At 71.0% G+C, this 22657-nt stretch carries 17 protein-coding genes; 16 read left to right on the top strand and 1 reads right to left on the bottom strand.

All coding sequences use genetic code 11. From position 1 onward, the window contains the following. Positions 1–20 precede the first annotated feature (20 nt). From ACG83_RS02365 to ACG83_RS02345, 5 genes are all read left to right on the top strand, one after another. Positions 21–827 carry an STM4013/SEN3800 family hydrolase gene (locus tag ACG83_RS02365; protein WP_054564499.1) on the top strand — a complete coding sequence of 269 codons (807 nt, stop codon included), beginning with the start codon at positions 21–23 and terminating at the stop codon, positions 825–827. Further along, complete coding sequence (locus ACG83_RS02360) at positions 824–2119, top strand: STM4012 family radical SAM protein (RefSeq protein WP_054564498.1); 1296 nt, start codon at positions 824–826, stop codon at positions 2117–2119. Before ACG83_RS02365 ends, ACG83_RS02360 begins: the two co-directional genes overlap by 4 nt. Continuing rightward, positions 2119–2979, top strand: coding sequence for an STM4011 family radical SAM protein (locus ACG83_RS02355; protein ID WP_054564497.1), 861 nt, complete (start codon positions 2119–2121; stop codon positions 2977–2979). The genes ACG83_RS02360 and ACG83_RS02355 overlap by 1 nt, the downstream gene beginning before the upstream one ends. Before the next feature lie 2 nt (positions 2980–2981). After that, positions 2982–4154, top strand: coding sequence for an acyl-CoA dehydrogenase family protein (locus ACG83_RS02350; protein ID WP_235497534.1), 1173 nt, complete (start codon positions 2982–2984; stop codon positions 4152–4154). Between the two features lie 77 nt (positions 4155–4231). Continuing rightward, positions 4232–5500, top strand: coding sequence for a hypothetical protein (locus ACG83_RS02345; protein ID WP_152991238.1), 1269 nt, complete (start codon positions 4232–4234; stop codon positions 5498–5500). A gap of 125 nt (positions 5501–5625) precedes the next feature. Here the strand turns inward: ACG83_RS02345 and ACG83_RS02340 are convergent, their stop codons facing one another. Further along, a complete protein-coding gene (locus ACG83_RS02340; RefSeq protein WP_152991237.1) occupies positions 5626–6018 on the bottom strand; it encodes a hypothetical protein in 393 nt (130 codons plus the stop codon). A gap of 325 nt (positions 6019–6343) precedes the next feature. Between ACG83_RS02340 and ACG83_RS02335 the strand changes: the two genes are divergently transcribed. From ACG83_RS02335 to ACG83_RS02285, 11 genes are all read left to right on the top strand, one after another. Next, positions 6344–6826, top strand: coding sequence for a hypothetical protein (locus ACG83_RS02335; protein WP_131831190.1), 483 nt, complete (start codon positions 6344–6346; stop codon positions 6824–6826). Between the two features lie 1409 nt (positions 6827–8235). After that, entirely contained in the window at positions 8236–9423 is a 1188-nt protein-coding gene (locus tag ACG83_RS02330) for an LLM class flavin-dependent oxidoreductase (protein ID WP_054564492.1), read from the top strand. Continuing rightward, positions 9420–10634 carry an LLM class flavin-dependent oxidoreductase gene (locus ACG83_RS02325; protein WP_054564491.1) on the top strand — a complete coding sequence of 405 codons (1215 nt, stop codon included), beginning with the start codon at positions 9420–9422 and terminating at the stop codon, positions 10632–10634. The genes ACG83_RS02330 and ACG83_RS02325 overlap by 4 nt, the downstream gene beginning before the upstream one ends. Next, positions 10631–11854, top strand: a complete 1224-nt coding sequence (locus ACG83_RS02320; RefSeq protein WP_083472979.1) for an acyl-CoA dehydrogenase family protein — start codon at positions 10631–10633, stop codon at positions 11852–11854. The genes ACG83_RS02325 and ACG83_RS02320 overlap by 4 nt, the downstream gene beginning before the upstream one ends. Before the next feature lie 62 nt (positions 11855–11916). Beyond that, positions 11917–13581, top strand: a complete 1665-nt coding sequence (locus ACG83_RS02315; protein WP_235497532.1) for an ABC transporter substrate-binding protein — start codon at positions 11917–11919, stop codon at positions 13579–13581. Positions 13582–13604: 23 nt separating this feature from the next. Continuing rightward, a complete protein-coding gene (locus ACG83_RS02310) occupies positions 13605–14564 on the top strand; it encodes an ABC transporter permease (RefSeq protein ID WP_054564489.1) in 960 nt (319 codons plus the stop codon). Beyond that, entirely contained in the window at positions 14561–15559 is a 999-nt protein-coding gene (locus ACG83_RS02305) for an ABC transporter permease (protein ID WP_054564488.1), read from the top strand. Before ACG83_RS02310 ends, ACG83_RS02305 begins: the two co-directional genes overlap by 4 nt. After that, positions 15556–17388, top strand: coding sequence for an ABC transporter ATP-binding protein (locus ACG83_RS02300; protein WP_235497530.1), 1833 nt, complete (start codon positions 15556–15558; stop codon positions 17386–17388). The genes ACG83_RS02305 and ACG83_RS02300 overlap by 4 nt, the downstream gene beginning before the upstream one ends. After that, positions 17381–19342, top strand: a complete 1962-nt coding sequence (locus tag ACG83_RS02295) for an ABC transporter ATP-binding protein (protein ID WP_369812844.1) — start codon at positions 17381–17383, stop codon at positions 19340–19342. Before ACG83_RS02300 ends, ACG83_RS02295 begins: the two co-directional genes overlap by 8 nt. Next, entirely contained in the window at positions 19335–21380 is a 2046-nt protein-coding gene (locus ACG83_RS02290; protein ID WP_054564487.1) for an ABC transporter ATP-binding protein, read from the top strand. The genes ACG83_RS02295 and ACG83_RS02290 overlap by 8 nt, the downstream gene beginning before the upstream one ends. Further along, positions 21380–22570: an LLM class flavin-dependent oxidoreductase gene (locus ACG83_RS02285; protein ID WP_054564486.1), complete on the top strand. Its 1191-nt coding sequence runs from the start codon at positions 21380–21382 to the stop codon at positions 22568–22570. The genes ACG83_RS02290 and ACG83_RS02285 overlap by 1 nt, the downstream gene beginning before the upstream one ends. The last annotated feature ends 87 nt before the right edge of the window (positions 22571–22657 follow it).

The following is a 22657-nucleotide window of genomic DNA, read 5'->3' as shown; positions in this document are numbered from 1 at the left end:
CAGCCGGGGGCGACGGCGGCATGCGTGACATGAAAGAGGCCGTCGGCACCCACGATCTGCTGCTGGTCACGCTCGACACCCTGCGCTACGACGTCGCGGCCGAACTCGCCGCCGCCGGGCGGACACCCACCCTCCGCGGCCTGCTGCCCGGCGGCCGCTGGGAACGCCGCCACACCCCGGGCAGCTTCACCTACGCGGCACACGCCGCCATGCTCGCCGGCTTCCTGCCGACACCGGCGCGGCCCGGCCCACACCCACACCCACGCCTGTTCGCCGCGCGGTTCCCCGGCAGTGAGACCACCGCACCCGGCACCTGGGTGTTCGATGCCCCGGCCCTCCCGGCCGGCCTGGCGAAGATCGGCTATCACACTGTCTGCGTGGGCGGTGTGGGCTTCTTCAACAAGCTCAGCCCGCTCGGCTCGGTGCTGCCGGGCCTGTTCACCGAAAGCCACTGGGAGCCCCGGTTCGGCGTGACCGACCCCGACTCGCTGGCCCACCAGATCGACCGGGTCGGCGAGGTGATGCGGAGCCTTCCTCCCGACCGGCGGCTGTTCCTGCTGCTCAACGTGGCCGCGCTGCACCAGCCCAACTGGTTCTACCTGGCCGGTGCCACCCGCGACCAGGGCGACTCGCGTGACTCCCACGCCGCGGCGCTGTGCCACGTCGACCGGCAGCTCGGCCGCCTGTTCGCGCTGATGCGCCGCCCCTGCTTCGTGATCGTCTGCTCGGACCACGGGACCGCGTACGGCGAGGACGGCCATCACGGCCACCGCCTCGGCCACGAGGTCGTCTGGACCGTCCCATACGGGGAGTTCGTGCTGGCATGATCGGTCCATACCAGCAGTACGTCTACGCGTACCCGCACAAGACGGCCTACCGCCCGCTGTCGCCCCGCCCCCCGCTGCGGGACGTGTGGGCCGCGCAGGACCGGTCCGCGCTGTTCCTCTACCTGCACGTCCCGCTGTGCGAGATGCGCTGTGGCTTCTGCAACCTGTTCACCCGCACGGGGGCGTCCGAGGAGTTCACGGGTGCCTACCTGGACGCGCTCGAACGCCAGGCCGCGGCGGTCACGGGCGCACTGGGCGACGCCGCGTTCGCCACCGTCGCCTTCGGTGGCGGCACACCCACCTACCTGGCCGCCCCCGAGCTGGAACGGCTCTGCGACATCAGCGCCCGCCTCGCACCGCTGGGCAGCGTCCCGTTCGGGGTGGAGACCTCGCCGGCCACCGCGACCGCCGACCGTCTCACCGTCCTGCGTGAACGTGGCACCACCCGCATCTCGATCGGCGTGCAGAGCTTCCTGGACGCCGAGGCCCGCGCGGCCGGGAGACCCCAGCGGCGGGCCGAGGTCGAGGCGGCCCTGGAACGCATCCGCCGAGCCGGCTTCCCCACGCTGAACATCGACCTCATCTACGGCATCGACGGCCAGACCGCGGCCACCTGGCTGCATTCCCTGGACGCGGCACTGGGCTGGCGCCCGGAGGAGCTCTACCTGTACCCGCTGTACATCCGTCCCCTGACCGGCCTGGCCCGGCGCGAGACCGACTGGGACGACCTGCGCATCCGGCTGTACCGCCTCGGCCGAGACCACCTGCTGGCCCACGGCTACGAGCAGGTCTCCATGCGGATGTTCCGCCGCCCGACCGACGAACAGCCCGCCCCGCACAGCGCGTCTGGGCTGGCGTACTGCTGCCAGACCGACGGTATGGTCGGCCTGGGCTGCGGAGCCCGCTCCTACACCTCGGATCTGCACTACTCGTTCGAATACGCGGTGGGCACCCGGCAGGTGCGCGCGATCCTGGACGACTACCTGCACGAGACGGACTTCACCACTGCCCGGGTCGGTTTCACCCTCACCGGCGACGAGCGCCGTCGGCGCCATCTGATCCAGTCGTTGCTGCAGGCCGAGGGCCTGGACCGCGTCGCCTACCGGGAGCGTTTCCACACCGACGTGACCGCGGACTTCGACCTCACCGCCTTCGCCGACCGCGGCTGGTTGGAGCAGACCCCGACCAGCCTCCGACTGACCCCCGACGGCCTCGCCCACTCCGACGCCCTGGGCCCGGCGCTCTTCTCACCCCGGGTCAAGACCCTGATGGCCAGCTACACCCCACGCTGATGCAGCTGACCATCCTCTACCGCGGACCGCTCGCCAGCTGCGACTACGACTGCTCCTACTGCCCGTTCGCGAAGCGCCGCGACACCCCGGCGCAGCTGCGGGCGGACCGGGCGGCGCTGGAGCGTTTCACCGGCTGGGTCCGGGAGCAGAAGCACGGCGTCTCGGTGCTGTTCACACCGTGGGGCGAAGGCCTCACCCGCTCCTGGTATCGGCGGGCGCTGGTGGAGCTCAGCCACCTCCCGCACGTCGAGCGCGTCGCGATCCAGACCAACCTCAGCCACCGCGTCGACTGGGCGAGCGAAGCTGATCCGTCCCGGCTCGCGCTGTGGGCCACGTACCACCCGAGCCAGGTGCCCTACGAACGATTCCTCGGCCGCTGCGTCGACCTGGCCGCCCGCGGGGTGCGTTTCAGCGCTGGCATCGTGGGCCAGCCCGAGCATCTGGACGCCGCCCGCCGCCTGCGCGCCGATCTGCCCCGGCACATGTACCTGTGGGTGAACGCGGCCAGCGGCCACACCTACACCGACAGCGAGGCCGCCGACTGGGCTCAGATCGACCCGCTGTTCGCCTACAGCCGCACCCCACACCCCAGCCGTGGCCTGCCCTGTCGCACCGGCGAGACCGTCGTGTCCGTGGACGGCACCGGCACGGTCCGGCGCTGCCACTTCGTCCCGGCCGTGCTGGGGAATCTGTACGACGGCTCGTTCCGCCCGGCGCTGCGGCCCCGGCCGTGCCCTCTGGACGTCTGCGACTGCCACATCGGCTACGTCCATCTGGAGACGCTTGATCTGTACCGGACCTTCGCCGGCGGAGTCCTGGAACGCATCCCCGCCCTCTGGCCTCAGGGCGCGATGATGTAGGGGTGCCTGACCTGGTCGTGCCCGACCTCTCGCCGGAGGCGTTGGCGGCCGTGACGGCCCAGATCGCCGGTTACGCGGCGGAGTATGACCGCACGGGGGCGATTCCGGTGCGCGGGTTGGAGGCGGCGCATCAGGCCGGGCTGCTGACGGCGACCGTTGCCGCCCGCTACGGCGGTCCGGGTCTCGGGGCGTTGGAGACCGTGCGCATCCTGGTCGCGCTCGGGGAGGGGGATGCCTCCGTCGGGCTGCTCGTGGCCAACAACCTCATCGTCCATCAGCGGCAGGCGACGGCCGACAGCTGGCCGGTGGACTACTACGCCGACCTGTTGCGGCGCAGCGTCCAGGGGCCGGCGTTGGCCAATGCCGTCCGGTCGGAGCCGGAGCTGGGGTCACCGTCCCGCGGTGGGCTGCCGAGGACCACGGCGAGCCGCCACCCCGACGGTGGCTGGGTGCTCAACGGCCGCAAGACGTACGCCACCGGCGGCGCGGCGCTGTCGTACCACGTGGTGTGGGTGGTGGCGGACGAACCCGGCGGTGACCCGCGGCGGCCCCGGGTCGGCCAGGTGATCGTCCCGGCGGAGCTGCCCGGCATCAGCTGGAGTGACAGCTGGGACCATCTGGGCCTGCGGGCGTCGAACACCCACGATGTGGAGTACGTCGACGTCCGGCTGCCGGCCGACGCGTTCATCGAGATCCCGCGCGGGCCCGACGGTGTGTACCGGGATCCGTCGACGATGACCACCCTGGCGAACTTCGCCTATTCGGCGATCTACGTCGGGGTGGCGCGGGCCGCCCGCAGTGCGTTCACGCGGTTCGCGCGGGAGCGGGTGCCGGCCGCGCTCGGGCGTCCGATCGCGACGACTGAGCGGATCCAGGCGGCGGCCGGGGAGATCGACGCGCAGATCGCGCAGGCCGAGACGCTCCTGTTCGGGGTGCAGCTGCGGGCCGAGGCCGGCGAGACGGCCCACCTGCCGCAGCTGCCGTTGGTGAAGGTCCAGATCGCGCGGTCGGCGATCGCCGCGGTCGAAACCGCGGTCGCAGTGCTGGGCAACCCGGGCCTGACCAGGCATCTCCCGTTCGAGCGTCTACTGAGGGACGTCCTGTGCGTGCGGGTCCACCCGCCGCAGGAAGACACCGCGCTGCTGGCGGCGGGCCGCCGACTGCTCGGCCAGTAGACCATTCCTGGTCATCGGATCGACCCAAGTCGGCGGGGTGGACACGACTGCGTGTGCCGCGGAGGCCCGAGGTCGATGTGGCGCCGAATGCACCGAGTATCGGCGCGGCCGGTACGGACTACATGCGCCGCACCGGCCATGGTCGGTACAGAGCCGATCATTCGTTTCCCGACAAGGGCTGTGCTTCCTATGCGACCATGCCTTCATGGGTGACCTTCGCTCCCCGCCTCGCCGCGATGACGCTCACGAAAGTCGACCGGAGATCCATGAGAACGCTGCGACGATATTTCTCTTCGATCTTGCGCCGCAGGATTAGGTACGCTGCTACCATTTGCTTTCTCACCGCGGCCAGCCTCGTCATCTTCCTGCTCGCGGCCCAGAGCGCTGAGACGTTCCGTGGGGACCTTCTGATGAACCTGGGCGCAACCATCTTCGGTGCGGTCGCGACGGCGTCGATCCTGGAACCATTGATTGACAGGTCGCAGACACCTGAAGTCGTCGTCCACAGAACCTTCCCGCACGAGCTCTTCCTCGACGCCGCCGCTGGCGCCATCGGCAGGATCCGGATCATGGGCGCCTGGCCCTACGGAATGGAACCGCCGTACCGCGGGCGCTACCTGGCGGTCCTCCAACAGGCCATGGCCTCGGGTGTACCGGTTCAGATCCTGATCCTGGATCCCGCCAGCAGCGCGGCACAGCAACGGACCTCTGATATGCGGAATGGCGACGCTTCGGAAACTATTCACGAGGTGTTGCTTGCGTTCAAGGCGTGGGTCGACACGCTCTCCAGGAGGACCGCGAACCACCTGGAGATCAAAATCTTCAGCGCGCTGCCACCGGCACGGCTCTACCTCGCTGGAAGAAAAGTAGTCTGCTCGTTCTTCGGAGACTCGGACAGCCGCGACGGCAGCAACGTCCGCCATTATGAGACGAGTACTCTCGGTGGGCTCGGATTATACGTCAACGAGGCGTTTGACCAGCTCTGGTCGAGCGAGGAGGCGCTGACCCTTGAGGAGTACTGGCAGCTGGACATGGAGGTCCGCTTCCCGACCGATGGTGGACCGGTTCCCGATCGTCACCGGGTCGTCGGGTACGTCGCCGCAGCAGGTGGCTTGTTCGTCAGCGACCAGCAGCTGCTCCACGACATCGGGCACCACGAGATCCCGGTACGGCTGCGGCGCCGGATCGAGGGCTTCGACTGGGATGGCAACGTGCGGCTACGCTTGCGTGCGTTCGACCGGTCTCGGGACCCACGGTCCGACGTCGTGATCAGCACCGCCAACTCCAAGTACGGAGACGAGAACAACGTTCGCCGGTCCTTCGTCGAGGTCAGAGTCGAAATGTAGCGGGCAGGTCACCGACGAACCTTCCACCGGGGGATCCGGGATGCCCGCTTCTTCCGCTCGCTCGCATTCCGTGCACCGCGCGAACATATCCTCCGGATATGTTCGGACCGCCGACCGGCTTCCGGCTAGGCGCCCGAGAGTTTCGACTGCAGACGCTCGCTGAGGACGACCTCGTACGGAAGGTCCCGAAGGGCCTCCGGGGTGGTGTCCACATCCTGGGCACGTAGTCGCTGCGCGAACAGCACCCAGGGGTGCGCGCCGGCTGCCTCGTCGCCCTCGTCCGGCCCGACCACGACGAGCACCGTCTCCGTGACCTCGGCGAGGGTCAGATAGCTCCACGCGTCGTCAGTGGTGGGGCTGCCCGCGAGCGAACTGCTCCAGCCCCGGTCCGCGGTCAGCGTCAGGCGGCGCCCGTCGGAAAGGACCGCGAACTCCTCGACCTGGAAGCGGAGGACCCGGGGATCGTTTTCGGGCACGTAGTCGCACCAGGCTCCCAGGCCGGTCACCGTCGCGTTCACGGTGTCGACCGTAGACCATTTGCCCTGCTGGTACCCGGTGTCGGGCCTCACCACGGTGCTCGCGCCCGTTCATCTGGCCTTCGGCGGGATTTTCTGGCACAGCGCAAATAACTGTCGCGGCGCATCTCGCCTACCTGATTTGTAGTCCGTGCACTGAATTTTTCTGCTTGACTCTCGCTGAACGCTCGCGGAATGATGCCGACATCGAGAATTCGCCACAGAATGGGCATTGCGTTCTCGTTTTCGGCGAAAGCGACGACCGTGTTCTTTGGGCGGGTCTGGGAAGAGGTAGGTCTTGAAACGCTTTTTCCGTAAGCTGTCGATCGTGGTGGCGGCGGCCGTGGTTGTGCTGCTGGGGATATCGCCGACGGCGGCGAACGCGGCTGCTGCTGCCCCCGGGCCCGCGCCGACCGGCGGTGGCGGCACCGACATCGTGAACGAATCAACGATTGTTGACGGCGGCCGTTCCATTATCTGCCTATTCGAAACGCGCGGTGACTGGGTCCACGTCACCGCCGGTGAGGCCTCCGGGCACGGCTGGTGGGTCAACCGGAGCTGCAAGGCCACCAGGGCGGTCGTCACAATCCAGCTGCAGGAGTTCTACAGCGACGGAAAGTGGCGGAACGTGGGAGGCCCCGTCAGCGCCACGCTCGCCTCCGGCACCTACCGGCGAGCGAACAAGCGCGCCGGCTGTATCACCACCGGTCTGACCGGATGGCGCAGCATCGTCGATGTCGATGTCATCGGCGTTGCCGACGACGCTCGCAAGCTCACCACGACGGCCGTCAACATCAACTGCCGGCGATAACTCGTTTCGGTAGTTGAGACGCCGGCGACGACATAAACGGCCCGGTGGAGAGCCACCGCCGGATTTAACCATTGCGAAGAGGGGGGCGGGCATGCGTCCGTCGCCCCTCTCCGTCGTGTGGCCGAGTCGACACCGCATCGCGCCACGCCTTCCCGTTCGCGCAGGTGTGACGACGGGTCCAGCGAGGCGACGTGCGGTCGCACGACCACCCACCGAGGATCCCGCACTGCCACGCGGCACCGGCAATTCATCCCAAGAGGGGCCAAAGGGGCAAAGATTCGCCTGGCGGCCCGCAAGAGTGAAGGATTCTGGTCGTCGGAACGACCAGAATCCTTCACTCTTGCGACTCGTCAAACCGGGCGGCCGGGGTTGCCGGGCGGCTGGGCTACCGGAGGTCCGGCCGAGTTCATGGAGTGCGAACCTCCCCGCAAACCGGCTGGCGATCTTGATCGGTGCCGATCCGTGACCGGATCCAGAAACCAGAATGACCGCGATCCTCAACTCCTGCCTGGCGGCGGTCGCGGCCCGCGGTCGCAGCCGGCAGTCGCAGCCCGAAGCCCGGGACCTTGCTGTGTGCTCTGCGGCGCACGGCCAGGGGCTGCGGGGTGGAGATGGGTGGTGTCGGCGGGCGGCGGGCGGTGGGATCGGTTGGCAGTGTGGTCCGCGGGTGGCGAGGCCGGCGAGTGCTACGGCCGACGGGCGCCGAGCGCTCCGCGGAACGATCTATCGCGATTCCTTATCGGTGTGATCAGGAATCCGATCTCGACACCGCACATATTTCCCACCATTCTGGTGGACATGGTGGGGAGCTCTGAGGGGGGAACGCGCGGGACGCGTCGTGCGTGTGCTGCCGTCCATCGTCCGACAGGTCCGGCGGTTGTCGGGCGGGCGCTGACCCGGCGGCGGTTCGTCGACTTCGGAATTCTCACCTCGGCCTGCTGTCGTCCCTGCTGAGCGGCCAGGCGCACCGGCCGCCGATGCCGCGCACACCGAACGCATCGACCTCGTCCGCCACTATCTCGCCCGCCACCATCGCTCGCCCGCCACCATCGCTCGTCCGCCGCCATCGCTGGAGTGCACCCGGCGATTCGCCGCTGACGGGTCGAGGCCGAGGGCCCGGCACGGGCCCAGGCCGCGAAAGCCGCGTGCGTCAGGCAGACCGGTGTGCCCCGGAAGCCGATCGGGCTGCCTCGCGGCCGAGATCAGGCCGGTGGCCTGCCCGCGTCCAAGCGCGCTCAGGCGTGCCCGCCTTCCGGCCGTTTCTTCGCCAGCCCGTCTCTCCGTCAGCCCCCGGCCCGCGCCCCCAACCCTCAGCCCTCAGCCCTGCGCCCCCAACCGTGCGCCCTCAGCCCTCGCTTCTGGCAGTCAGTCCAGGCGTGGACGCCTGTCCCGCCTCGCGGAGGTATTTCGTGACCGTCGAGTTCATCAGCGCCATCAACGTCAATCCGTCCAACGAGCTGAACCAGCTTCGGTTGAGCGGGCTGGACCCGTCCTATCTGAAGCGGTACGCCAGGCTGCTCGACGAGGGTGGTTTCGACTACACGCTGGTTCCTTACCACTCGGCGGGCCACGACCCCTTCACGGTGGCGGCGGCGCTCACCCAGTTCACCGAGCACATCAAGCCGATCATCGCGCTGCGGCCGAACACCATGTACCCGACCGTCGCCGCCAAGCAGCTCGCGACGATCGACCAGCTCAGCGGCGGCCGGGTGGTGGTGCACTTCATCGCCGGCGGAAGTGACCAGGAGCAGGCCCGCGAGGGGGACCGGCTCAGCAAGAGCGAGCGCTACCTCCGGCAGGCCGAGTACATCGAGATCCTGCGCAAGGCCTGGAGCTCGACGACACCGTTCGACCACTCTGGCACCTACTACTCGTTCGAGGATTTCGTCTCGGTGGTCCGCCCGACGAACGGGACGATTCCCGTGTCCGTCGGTGGCTCGTCGGCGGAGGCGTACCGGGTCGGTGGCGCGCTGGGCGACATCTTCGGCCTGTGGGGCGAGCCGTTGCGGGAGACGAAGGAGCAGATCGACGCGGTCGGCGAGCAGGCGCGCCTCGCCGGGCGCACCGACCGGCCGCGGATCTGGGTGACCTTCCGGCCGATCATCGCCGCCACCGAGGAGCTGGCCTGGGAGAAGGCCGCCCGAGTCCTGGACGCGCTGCGGACCAACGCCGGCGTGGCGCGGACCCCTGGGCTCCGGCAGGACCTGAAGGCACCGCCGCCCAACGTCGGGTCGCAGCGGCTGCTGGCCGCGGCCCGCGCCGGTGACCTGCACGACCGGGCCTTGTGGACGGCGCCGGCGATCGCCACGAACGCGGGCGGCGCCTCGACGGCCCTGGTCGGCACGCCGGAGACGGTGGCCGCGGCGATCCTGGACTACGTCGACCTCGGCGCGGACCTGATCTCCATCCGCGGCTACGACAACTTCAACGACGCGCTCGACTACACCCGTCACATCATTCCGCTCGTCCGCCAGGAGCTCGCGCACCGCGAGGCGACCGGACGGCGCGGCGAGATCGTCCCCACCGACGCCGGCTACCACCGCGCGCCCGAGCTCGCCGCCGCGGCATCCGCTGACACCACCGGGAGCGCCCGATGACCGAGCCTTCTTCGACTGAGCTGCCCGCCACCGCGTCGCCGCAGGTCGAGTTCATCAGCCTGTCGCACCTGAACCCGTCGACGGAGCTCAACCCGGTGCCCAGCCGCGGCATCGACCTGGCCTACTTCCGCCGGTACGTGCGCTGGCTGGAGGAGTCCGGCTACGACTACACGCTGCTGCCGTACGGCTCGAACAGCGCCGACTCGTTCGTCATCGCCTCGGCGGTCGGGCAGCTCACCGAGCGGCTGCGGCCGATCGTCGCGGTGCGGCCGAACACCGCCTTCCCGCTGGTGGCCGCCCAGCAGCTGGCGACGCTCGACCAGCTCACCGAGGGCCGCGCCGTCGTCCACCTCATTTCCGGCGGCAGCGACGCCGAGCAGGCCCGCCAGGGCGACTACCTGCCCAAGGACCGCCGCTACGACCGCACCAGCGAGTTCATCGACCTGCTCCGCCGCGCCTGGACGGAAACCAGCCCGTTCAGCCACTCCGGCGAGTTCTACAAGTTCGACGACTTCGGCCCCGGTTTCGCGCCGTACGGGAAGACGATCCCGATCTCGATCGGTGGCCAGTCGGACGCGGCGTTCGAAGTCGGCGGAGCCAAGGCGGACATCTTCAGCTTCTGGGGTGAGCCGCTCGCCGACCTGCGCAGCGAGATCGACCGGGTGAACGGTATCGCCGCGGCGGCCGGCCGGGCCGACCGCCCGCGGATCTGGGTGACCTTCCGGCCGATCATCGCCCAGACCGACAAGCTGGCCTGGGAGAAGGCCCACGACTACGTGGCGAAGATCGAACGTACGTTCAAGGGCGGGAACTACCACAAGCGGTACCTCGGCACGGCCACCGGCCCGCAGAACGTCGGTTCGCAGCGGGCCCTGGAGTTCGCCGCTCAGTCGGACGTCTACGACCGTGCCCTGTGGACCAGGACGGCGGCGGCGACCGGCGGCGCGGGCGCGTCGACGGCGCTGGTCGGCAGCCCGGAGACGGTGGCGGCGGCGATCCTGGACTACGTCGACCAGGGCGCGAGCCTGGTGTCGATCCGGGGCTACGACACCCTCGCCGACGCCATCGACTACGGCCGTTACATCGTGCCGCTGGTCCGCCAGGAGCTGGCCCACCGGGCCGCGACCGGGAAACGCGGCACCCTGCAGGCCGACCATCCGGGGGCGCTCGCTCCCGGCTTCGACCTCGCCACCTCGGCGGCCTCCCGATGACGGCGGTGGTGGGGGAGCCGGCCCCGAGCGCGGCGAGCGCGGGCCTTCCGGTTGCGGGCCTGCCGGTGCCGGACCTGTCGGCGGAGGCGCTCGCCGCGGTCACCGCCGAGATCGCGTCCACCGCGGGCGCGTACGACCGCACCGGTGAGATTCCCCTGCCGGGGCTCACCGCCGCGCACCGGGCGGGGCTGCTCACCGCGACGGTGGCGCCCCAGTTCGGCGGGCCGGGCGTCGGGCAGGTCGACATGGCGCGCATCCTGATCGCGCTGGGCGAGGGCGACGCCTCGGTCGGCCTGATCGCCGCGAACAACCTGGGCACCCATCAGATTCAGGGCCTGGCCGCCAGCTGGCCGCCGGCCTACTACGCCGATCTGCTGCGGCGCAGCGTGGCGGGCGTGGCGCTGGCGAACTCGGTGCGGGCCGAACCGGAGCTGGGCGCGCCGGCACGTGGTGGTCTGCCGAAGACCACGGTGACGCGCACGGCGGACGGCTGGGTGCTCAACGGCCGCAAGGCGTACGCGACGGGCGGCACCGCGCTGGCCTACCACGTGGTGTGGGTGGTGGCGGACGAACCGGGTGGCGACCCGGAGCGGCCGCGGGTCGGCCACGTGGTCGTCCCGGGTGACCTGCCCGGCATCACCTGGATCGACACCTGGGACCACCTGGGCCTGCGGGCGTCGAACACCCACGACGTCGAGTACACGAACGTCGAGCTGCCGGCGGACGCCTTCGTCGAGATCCCGCGCGGTCCGGACGGGGTCTACCGCGACCCGGCGGCGATGGCCTCGATCGGCCTGTTCGGGCATCCGGCCCTGTACATCGGGGTCGCCCGGGCGGCGCGCAGCGCGTTCGTGCGGTACGCGCAGGAGCGGGTGCCGACAGCGCTGGGACGCCCGATCGCCACCACCGACCGGATCCAGGCGGCGGCCGGCGAGATCGACGCGCAGATCGCGCAGGCCGAGACGTTGCTGTTCGGTGTGCTGCTGCGGGCGCAGAGCGGTGACACCGACCATCTGCCGCAGCTTTCGGTGCTGAAGGTCCAGATCGCGCGTTCGGTGATAGCGGCGGTCAACACCGCTGTCGCCGTACTGGGAAATCCGGGGCTGAGTCGGCATCTGCCGTTCGAACGCCTGCTGCGGGACGTCCTGTGCGTGCGGGTTCATCCGCCCCAGGAGGACACCGCCCTGCTGGCCTCCGGCCGCCGCCTGCTCGGCCTTTAGCTCCTCAACTCACCCCGGGTTCGTAGTTCATCTCCCACGAGAGACGAGAAAGAAAGAATTCGATGACGAGACGTATGTCCCGGCGCGGCATTGCCGCGACAGCCCTGGCCGTCACGGCAGCGCTGGGCCTGACCGCGTGCGGCTCCTCGGACGACGAGGGCGGCGCAACCTCCACGGCGGCCGAACCGGTCGCCGGCGGGACCCTGAAGGTCGCCTTCTTCCCCGACAACCCGCAGTTCACCTGCCTCGACCCGTTCCAGACCTACTGGATCGAGCACCGCACGGTGATCCGCAACGTCGCGGACTCGCTGACCGACCAGGACCCGAAGACCGGGGAGATCAAGCCCTGGCTGGCCAAGAGCTGGGAGGTCAGCACCGACGGCAAGGAATACACCTTCCACCTGCGTGACGGTGTGACCTTCAGCGACGGCACCAAGCTGGACGCCGCCGCGGTCAAGGCGAACTTCGACGGTGCCCAGGGCGTGGTCAAGGAGACCGGCGGCACCGCCTACGGGTCCAGCTACATCCTCGGCCTCGACCACACCGAGGTGGTGGACCCGCTCACCGTCAAGGTCGTCTTCTCGGCACCGAACTCGTCCTTCCTGCAGGCCAGCTCCACCACGAACCTGGCGATCATCTCGCCGGACTCGTACAGGAAGACCGCCAAGGAGCGCTGCCTCGGCCAGTACGTCGGCTCCGGGGCGTTCACCCTGGAGAGCTACAAGCCGAACGAGCTCACCGTGCTGCAGAAGCGCACCGGCTACACCTGGGGCTCGGCGCTGTCGAAGAACACCGGTGAGGCACACCTCGACCGGGTCGAGTTCAGCTACGTCGCCGAGGACAGCGTCCGCACCGGCAACCTGGTCAGCGGTGCGATCGACATCTCCTGGCCGCGCAGCCCGATCACGGTCGAGGACCGCGAGCTGATCAAGAAGTCCGGTGGCGTCATCGAGTCACGGTCGCTGCCCGGTGTGGCCTCCGCGTACTACCCCAACGCGAGCGCGGGCCACGTCCTGTCGGACCTCAAGGTCCGCCAGGCGCTCTATAAGGGCATCGACCTCGCGACGTACGCGAAGACGAGCTTCGGTGACGACTACCCGGTCGTCGGCGGGGCCTTCGACAACACGACGCCGTTCTACGCCTCCCAGGCCGGCAAGCTGGCCTACGACCCCGACGGCGCGATCAAGCTGCTGGAGGAGGCCGGCTGGAAGCCGGGCGAGGGTGGCTACCGCTACAAGGACGGCAAGCGCCTCACCGTGGTGTTCCCGACCAGCTCCCTGTCGGTCAGCTCCGAGCTGATCCAGGACCAGCTGAAGAAGGTCGGCATCGAGCTGAAGATCGATGTGAAGCCCGCAGCCGAGCTCCCCGCGACGTACAAGAACGGCGCCTACGACCTGGCCAGCAGCTACTTCACCCGGGCCGACCCGGGCGCGCTGCAGTTCCTGCTCGACCCGAAGTACGCCACCTCGAAGGCGCTGGCGACCAACGCGGCGGCCCCGGAGACCACGGCGAAGATCCAGGCGCTGTTCGCCAAGGCCCGTGAGACCACCGACGACGCGGTGCGCAAGCAGGCCTACGCCGACCTGCAGGCCCTGCTCATCGACGAGGGCGTCGCCTTCCCGCAGTACGAGCGGGTGCAGTTCGCCGGCGTCAGCAAGGACGTCCACGGCTTCGCCTTCACGTCCGAGAGCTTCCTGAAGCTCAACGACGTCTGGAAGCAGCAGTAGCCGGGCCGCGGGGGAGGAGAGTCATGACGCGGTACATCCTCGGTCGGTTCGTCCAGGCACTCGGCGTGCTCTGGGCTGCCTACACCGTGACCTTCGCGGTCCTCTACCTGCTGCCGAGCGACCCGGTCGCCCTGCAACTGGGAGCGGCGGGGATCGAGACCGACAGCCTCACCCCCGCGGAACTGCACACGGCGAAGGCCAGGTACGGGCTCGACCGCCCCATCCTGGAGCAGTACTTCTCCGACCTGTGGGGCTTTCTGCGCGGCGACCTCGGAGAGTCGATCGCCAAGCAGCAGCCGGTCGCCAGCCTGATCGGCGACCGGCTGGCCCCGACCCTCACCCTGAGCCTGGCCGCCGCCGTCGTCGCACTGCTGGCCGGGACGGCGCTCGCCTACCTGGCCTCCTACGTGCGGTGGCGGCCGGCCCGGCTGGTCCTCACCCGGCTGCCGTCGTTCGGGGCCTCCTTCCCGCAGTTCTTCATCGCGCTGGTGCTGATCCAGTTCCTCTCGTTCGAGCTCGGCCTGCTGCCCGCCACGGGTATCAGGGGCTGGAAGTCGCTGGTGATGCCGACGATCACCATCTCGATCCTGGTGTCATCCCAGCTCGCCGCGGTGCTGATGCGCAGCTTCGACGACACGCTGCGCCAGCCCTACATCGTCACGGCCCGGGCGAAGGGGCTCTCCCGCGCCGCCGTGCAGTGGCATCACGGGTTCCGCAACGCGCTGCTGCCGGCGACGACGGTCCTGGGCGTGCTCGTCGGCCTCACCGTCACCAGCTCGATCGTCGTCGAGACGGTGTTCTCCCGAAACGGCGTCGGCAAGCTCGCCCAGGAGGCGGTGCTCGCCCAGGACGTCCCGGTCGTGCTCGCGATCGTCTCGCTGTCAGCCGCGGTCTTCGTCGTCGTCAACCTCGTGGTCGACCTGCTCTACCCGCTGCTCGACCCGCGCATCGTCCAAGGCCAGCGGAAGGAGGTCACGATATGACCACGTCAGTCGTTCCGGAGGCGACCGGTACGGAGGTATCCGCCGCCGCAGCTCCCGCCGCCGCAGCTCCGGTCGCGGTTGCGAAGCCGGCCGCGGGGCGGGCGGCATCGGGTGCGGGCGACACGCTGCTCAGCGAGCGCGTGATCGCCGACTCGGAGCCGGGCGGCCGCTGGGTCGGGCTGCGCGCGACGACCCGCACGCTCGCCGTGAAGCCCGGCTTCGTGCTCGCCGTGCTGTTCATCGCGTTCGTCGTGGTCTCCGCGTTCGCGCCGGGGCTGTTCACCTCCCGCGACCCGTACGCGACCGCGCCGGCGGAGCGGCTGGACTCGCCGAGCCTGAACCACCTGTTCGGCACCGACGAGCTCGGCCGTGACCTGTGGACCCGGATGCTCTACGGCTCCCAGTTGACGATCAAGGCCGCGCTCATCGCGGTGGGCATCGCGATCGTCGTCGGCCTCGCGCTCGGGGTGCTCTCCGGGCTGGCCGGCGGCTTCTTCGACGCCCTGCTCATGCGGATCGTGGACGTCCAGCTCGCGATACCCGTGCTGCTGCTGTGCCTGGCCATCGTCACCGCCCTCGGGTTCGGCACCGTGCCGGTGGCGATCGCCGTCGGGGTCGGCATCATGCCGGCGTTCGCGCGCACCACCCGCGCCGAGGTGCTGCGGGTCAAGACCCTGCCGTTCGTGGAGGCGTCCCGGGCGGGCGGGGCGTCGTGGCCGCGGGTGCTGCTGACCCATGTGCTGCCCAACTCGTGGGGACCGGTCGGGGTGCTCGCCGTCCTCGACACCGGCGTGGCGATCCTCTACATCGCCTCGCTGAGCTTCCTCGGCTTCGGGGCAACGCCGCCGGCGGCCGAGTGGGGGACGCTGATCTCCGCCGGCCGCAACTACCTGGTCACCGCCCCGTGGGTGTCACTGCTGCCCGGGCTCTTCGTCGCCGCGGCGGTGCTGAGCCTCAACCACGTCTCGAAGACCATCCAGGAGCGGGAACGATGACGCACGACGCGCTCGCGTCGGCCGCGGTGGCCGGGCCGGCCGGTTCCGCGGCGCCGGCCGGCGGTTCCGCGGAACCGGGTTCCTCCGTACTAGGCGGTTCCGCGGCGCCGACCGGTCCGCTGGTGACGGTGACGGACCTCGAGGTCGGCTATGTGCGGCGGCGCCGGACGGTGCCCGCCGTGCGCGGGGTCAGCCTGACCATCGCCCGCGGTGAGACCGTCGCACTCGTCGGCGAGTCCGGATCCGGCAAGTCAACGATCGCCAACACCCTCATCGGTCTGCTGCCCGACAACGCCCGCGTCACCGGCGGCACCGTGACCTTCGACCTCGGCCGCAACAGCGGCGGCGACGGCGACAGCGGAGACAGCGGCGACGGCGACGGTGCCCGGCGGGTCGAGGTGGTCGGGGCGCGGGAGCGGGTGCTGCGCGGGCTGCGCGGCCGGGTGGTCAGCCTGGTGCCCCAGGACCCGATGGTCGGCCTCAACCCCACCCGCCGGATCGGCGCGCAGGTCGCCGAGGGCATCCGGCTGCGCGGGGTGAGCGGTGACCAGGTCCGTGCGGAGGTGCTGGAGTTCCTCACGCAGGCGGGCATCGACGACCCCGAGCTGCGGGCCCGCCAGTATCCGCACGAGCTGTCCGGTGGCCTGCGCCAGCGGGTGCTCATCGCGATCGCGCTGGCCGGCCGGCCGCAGATGATCATCGCCGACGAGCCGACGAGCGCCCTGGACGTCACCGTGCAGCGCAGGATCCTCGACCACATCGAGGGGCTGGTCCGCGAGTCCGGGATCTCGCTGCTGATCATCACGCACGACCTCGCCGTCGCCGCCGACCGCAGCGACCGGGTGCTCGTCCTGCAGGATGGCTCGATCGTCGAGCAGGGCGTCCCGGGACGGATCCTGGTCAACCCCGAGCAGGAGTACACCCGGCGGCTCATCGCGGCCGCCCCCGGCCTCGCCCACGGCGGCCGGATCGTGCCCCGCCTGGTGCTGCGTCCCGACGAGGTCGCCACGCCCGACCCGGTGATCCGGCTGGAGAACCTGACCAAGCGTTACCCGCTGCCAGGCCACCAGTCCGGATCCTTCCTGGCCCTGGACGACGTGTCGCTGCAGGTCGCCCGCGGGCGCACCCATGCGCTGGTCGGCGAGTCAGGTTCTGGCAAGACCACGGCGTTGCGCCTCGCGCTCGGCCTGGAGAAGGCCACCGGCGGACGGGTCCTGCTCGACGGCGTGGACATCACCGACCAGGGCTGGCGGCAGACCCGTCCGCTGCGGCGCAAGGTCCAGCTCGTCCACCAGAACCCGTTCGCCTCGCTCGACCCGCGGTTCAGCATCGGCCGCAGCATCATCGAGCCGCTGGCGTCGTTCGGGATCGGTGACCGCCGCAGCCGCCGCGCCCGCGCGGTGGAACTGCTCGACCAGGTCGCGCTGCCCGCCTCATACCTGGACCGGCTGCCCGCGGAGCTGTCCGGCGGGCAGCGCCAGCGGGTCGCGATCGCCCGCTCGCTCGCCCTCGAACCCGAGGTGGTGCTGCTCGACGAGCCCGTCTCGGCGCTCGACGTCTCGGTGCAGGAGCAGATCCTCGCGCTGCTGCGTGACCTGCAGGAACGCCTCGGCCTGAGCTACCTGTTCATCTCGCACGATCTGTCCATCGTCGCCCAGATCTCGCACACTGTGACAGTGCTCAATCGTGGGAAGGTCGCCGAGTCGGGCGCCGTGGCCGAGGTCTTCGGCTCGCCGCGCAGCGAATACACCCGGGAGCTGATCGAGGCCATCCCCGGCCAGCGCAGCGCCGCCCTCTCGGCCGGAGCCGGCGTGCCCGTGCATGCCTGACCGGCGCGGCGCCGGCTCCAGCGCTGCCGGTCCCAGCGCCGCCGGTCCCAGCGCCGCCCCTGCTCGGGACGTCCGCGGCGGGGAGGCGACGGTCTGGCCCGGACTGCGGACCATGCTGGACGGCTCCCTCGCCCACCCGGTGCCAGCCCTGCTCGCGGCTGTCACCGGGATCATCAACGGCACGACCATGATCCTCGGTGCGATCGCGATCGGCTGGGCCACCGACCACCTGATCGTCCCGGCACTGGCCGGCGACGACGTCGGGCGTGCCGCCTGGTGGATCGCGGCCGGGGCGATCGTCGGCGTCTCCACCGTACGCTGGATGACGATCATCGCCCGGGGAATCGCCACCGGGTTCGTCCAGCACGGCTCCCAGGCGGACGTCCGGCGGGCGGTCGTCGACCGCTACCTGCATCTCGGTCTGTCGTGGCACCGCCGGCACGCCCCCGGCCAGCTGCTGTCGACCGCGGTCGCCGACGTGGACGCGCTGTGGCTGCCGATGCTCAACTTCTACTTCACGGTCGGCATGGTCGTGATGCTCGTCGTCGCGATCATCGAGATGGTCCTGCGCGCCGCCGCCCTCGGCCTCGTCGGCGTCGCGCTGGTACTGGCCGTGCTCGGCCTCAACCTGCTCTACCAGCGCGTGCTCGCCCCGCGGGCCGCCGCCGCCCAGGCGCAGCGCGGGGTCTTCGGCGCGCTCGCGCTGGAGAGCATCGACGGTGGCCAGGTCGTGCGGACCCTCGGCCTCGCCGACCGGGAGCGCGCGCGGGTCGGCGCCGCCGCGCACGGCCTGCGGGACGCCAACCTCGCGATGGGCCTGGTCAGCTCGGTGTTCGACCCGGTCATCGAGCTGCTGCCGACGGTGGCCGTGCTCGGCGTCCTCGCCGTCGGCGCGCACCAGGTCGAGTCCGGAGAGCTGAGCGTCGGCGTGCTCGTCGAGGTCGTCTACCTGCTGCTCACGATCTCCATCCCGCTCAACGTCATCAGCCGTTTCCTGTCCATGCTGCCGATCTCGACCGCCGGGCGGACCAGGGTCGCCGCCGTCATCCACTCCACCGAAACCACCGAGCACGGCGACCGAACCCTGGCCAGCCCCCTGAAGCCGGGTGGGATCGGCCTGCGGGCGCGGGGCGCCGGCTACGCGGTCGGCGGGACCCAGCTGCTCTCGGACGTCGACCTCGACATCGCCCCCGGGGAGATCGTCGCGCTGGTCGGGGCGACCGGCTCGGGCAAGAGCACCCTCGTCGACCTGCTCGGCCGCCAGCTCGATCCGTCCGAGGGTGTGGTCGAGATCGGGGGTGTCCCGGCCGCCGAGCTCGGCCGTGGGCAGATCGCCGCGCGGCTGGCTGTGGTCTCCCAGAGCCCGTGGCTGTTCGCCGGCAGCGTGCGGGAGAACCTGCAGCTCGACGGGCATCCCCGCGAGCACCGCCCGTACACCGACGCCGAGCTGTGGCGGGCACTCGCCTCCGCCGGCGCCGCGAACGTGGTCCGCGCGTTGCCCGCCGGCCTCGACACCCGGGTCGGGGAGCGGGGTGCCCGGCTGTCCGGCGGCCAGCGCCAGCGGCTGTGCCTGGCCCGCGCGCTGGTCCGCGATCCGGGCGTGCTGCTGCTCGACGACGCCACATCCGCGCTCGACCCGGCCGTCGAACGCGACGTCCTCGCCGCGATCGCCGAGCTGCGCGGACGGGTGACGGTGCTCATCGTCGGCGGGCGCCCCAGCTCCGTCCTGGTCGCCGACCGGGTCGCGTTCCTGCGCGCCGGCCGGCTCGCCGCCGTGGGCACCCACCCCGAGCTGCTGGCCACCGAGCCCGAGTACCGGCGCATCCTGCACGCCTACGCCGAGCACGGCCGGCATCCCGAGTACGGCCGCCGCCCCGACCACGGCCGCCGCACCGACCACGGCCGCCGCCCCGACCACGGGTTCGGCGACGACCAGGGCTCGGGCCATGAGTAGCACCAACCCGGCCTCGGGCCCCGCCCCCGCCCGGCTGGCCGATCTCGCCGGGGCCCGGGGACGGACACTCATCCACCTGCTGCGCACCACCACCCCGATGCTGACCAGCGGCCTGGCGCTCACCCTGCTGCTCGCCTTCGTCGCCGGGGCCGGGCGCATCGTCACGCCGCTCACCGTCCAGTACGCCCTCGACCACGGCCTGCTCCACCCGCACCCCGGCACCGCGGACGTCGTCCTGCGCGCCGTCGGCGTCGGCGCGGGAGCCACGGTGCTGGCGGCGGCGGCATCCGGATGGCTCAACCGGCGCGTCTTCCGGCGCACCGAGGCCGCGCTCGCCCAGCTGCGCGCGGACGGCGTCGCCCGCATCCACGAGATCTCCTACGAGCGGTTCGCCCGGATCCCCAGCGCCGACCTGGTCAGCCGGCTGACCAGCGATCTCGACACGGTGACCACCTTCGTCCAGAACGGCGGCGTCCTGCTGCTGGTCAACGCCGCCCAGATGGTGATCGCCGCGGTTCTCATCTCGATCTACTCCTGGCAGCTCGCACTGCCGGTGCTCGCCGCGGCCGCGCTGCTGCTCGTCGTCATGCGACGCATCCAGGCAGTCGTCGGACGTCGTTTCAGCGTCGTGCGGGAGCGGGTGTCGGCGATGCAGTCCGTCATCGGCGAAGCCATCATCGGCATCGCCGTCATCCGCTCCACCGGCACCGAGCGGCGCAGCCGCGCCGCCGCCGACGAGTCGATCGAACAGGTCGCGGCCGCCCAGCGCCACACCCTGGTCCCGCTGCACACCAACACCGCGCTCGGCGAGGTGGCGATCTCGTTCATCACCACCTTCATCGTCATCGCCGGTGTCCGGTGGTCCGTGGACAACACCTGGTGGGAGCCGGGGCTGGAGCTGTCCGCCGGTGAGCTGGTCGCGTTGTTGCTGCTGGTGACCTTCTTCGTCCGCCCGCTTCAGCTGCTGGTGACGATGCTCGGCGAGGTGCAGAGCGCGGTCGCCGGCTGGCGGCGGGCGATCGAGGTGCTGGCCACCCCGTCCGCGGTGGTCGCCGGGCCGGGCGCCCGCGAGCTCCCACCCGGCCCGATCGCCGTCGACCTGCACGGCGTCGCCGCTTCCTACGGGGACGCCAACGTCGGCGTCACTGCCAACGCCGGCCTCGCCGCCGGCGGGGGCTCGGCTGGCGGGGACTCCGCCGCCAACGTCGGCGATGTCGCCGCCGGAGACGGCTTGCTCGCGCTGCGCGACGTCACCATCGGCATCGACCCTGGGGAGCACGTCGCCGTCGTCGGCGAGACCGGATCCGGCAAGAGCACGTTCGCCCGGCTGCTGACCCGCCAGCTCTCGGCGCGGCGCGGGCGCGTCCTGCTCGGCGGCATCCCGATCGCCCAGGTCGGCGACCGGTCGTTCCAACGCCGGATCGCCATAGTCCCGCAGGACCCGTTCCTGTTCGACGCCACGATCGCCGACAACATCCTCGCCGGAGTCCACGGTGACACCCGGGCCCCCGAGGCTCGGGAAGCACTGGACGAGATCGTCGACTCGCTCGGCCTGCGCCCCTGGATCGAGACCCTGCCCGACGGCATCGACACCCGCGTCGGGGTGCGCGGCGCGCGGCTGTCAGCCGGCGAACGCCAGCTCGTCGCGCTCGCCCGCACCGCGCTGGTCGACCCGGACCTGCTCGTGCTCGACGAGGCCACCAGCGGCGTCGACCCGGCCACCGACGTCCGCGTGCAACACGCCCTCGACGCGCTCACCGTCGGCCGCACCACCATCTCGATCGCGCACCGCATGGTCACCGCCGAGCGCGCCGACCGCATCCTCGTCTTCGACGACGGCCGAATCGTCCAGAACGGCCGCCACGCCGACCTCGTCACACGTCCCGGACGCTACGCGGACCTACACGCCGTCTGGGTCGACCACACCGTCGCCGCCGACCACGTCCCCCGCCCACGGGAGGAACGGACGGAAGGCGACGGCGACGAGCACCGCGAATCGGCGTCGCGCCACACCCTCCGGAACGACAGGAGCACCTGATGACATCGGCGCGGCTCGGTTTCAACGCGCGGATCTCCTTCCCCACCGGCGGCGCCGCGCAGGCCCTGCGCGACGGCATCGAGCTGTTCCGCGTCGCCGAACAGCTCGGCTACGACACCGGCTGGGTCTACCAGCGCCACTTCGACAACTACCTGGCCTCCCCGCTGGTGTTCCACGCCGCGGTCGCACAGCACACCGACCGGATCGGCCTGGGCACCGCCATCATCGGCGTCCGCTACGAGGAGCCGATCCTGCTCGCCGAGGCCGCCGCGACCGCCGACCTGCTCAGCTCCGGACGTCTGCAGCTCGGCCTCGGCACCGGCCAGGGCGGCTTCGACAGCGTCTTCGGCCAGGAGCCGAACGACGGGCGGGAACAGTCCCAGACCCGGCTCGCCGCCTTCCTGCGCGCCGTCCGCGGTGAACAGGTCGGAGTCGTGGGCGACCTCGCCGGCATGGTGGCCGCGGGCACCGAGCTGACCGTGCGGCCGACGAGCCCCGGCCTCGCGGACCGGGTCTGGTACGGCGCCGGCTCGGTGGCCTCCGCCGAACGGGTCGGACGCCAGGGGCTGCGGCTGCTGCTCAGCACCATCCTGAGCGGCCAGATCGACGACTACGGTGCCGAGCTCGCCCGCGCGATCAGGGCCTACCGCTCCGTCCACCCGGCGACGTCCCCGGCGCAGGTGGCGGTGGCCCGCTCCGTTCTGCCGGCCACATCCCCCGAGCTCCGCCGCCGTTACGCCGCCTACGACGAGGAACGACGCACCCAGGGCCCGGCGGCATCCCGCCCGCCAGGCGCACTGACCCCGCTGGCTCGGGCGACCCCGCTCGCCCCGTCGACCCCGCTGGCGCGGCCGACCCCGCTGGCGCGGCCGACCCCGACCTCGCTGACCTCGTCGACCTTGCTGGCTCCGTCGGCTTCCCGGGCCGGTGGGGTGGGCACGCCGGTTTCCACGCAGCTCACGCCGGGTTCGTCCGCCAGGTTCACCATGAGCCCGGTCCACCACGGTGATCCGTACGAGGTCGTCGACCAGCTTCTCGCCGACCCCAGCGTTGCGCTCGCCGACGACCTGATCGCCTTCCTGCCGCCCGCGTTCGGCCTCCGGGAGAACCTGCGCCTGCTGGAGGACATCGCCACAACCGTGGCCCCGAGCCTCGGCTGGGCACCGACCACCGGCGGTCGGACGTCATAGCACCCGGTCATCACCTCTCGACAGCCGCCGCCCCAAATCGTGGTCGCGCACCGAGCCGCCTGGCAAAAGGCCGACGAAATGTGGGTC

It is taken from the genome of Frankia sp. R43 (assembly GCF_001306465.1).
Lineage (GTDB): Bacteria > Actinomycetota > Actinomycetes > Frankiales > Frankiaceae > Parafrankia > Parafrankia irregularis.
The sequence above is the reverse complement of the archived record's forward strand: the minus strand, read 5'-3'. Positions and strand labels throughout refer to the sequence as shown.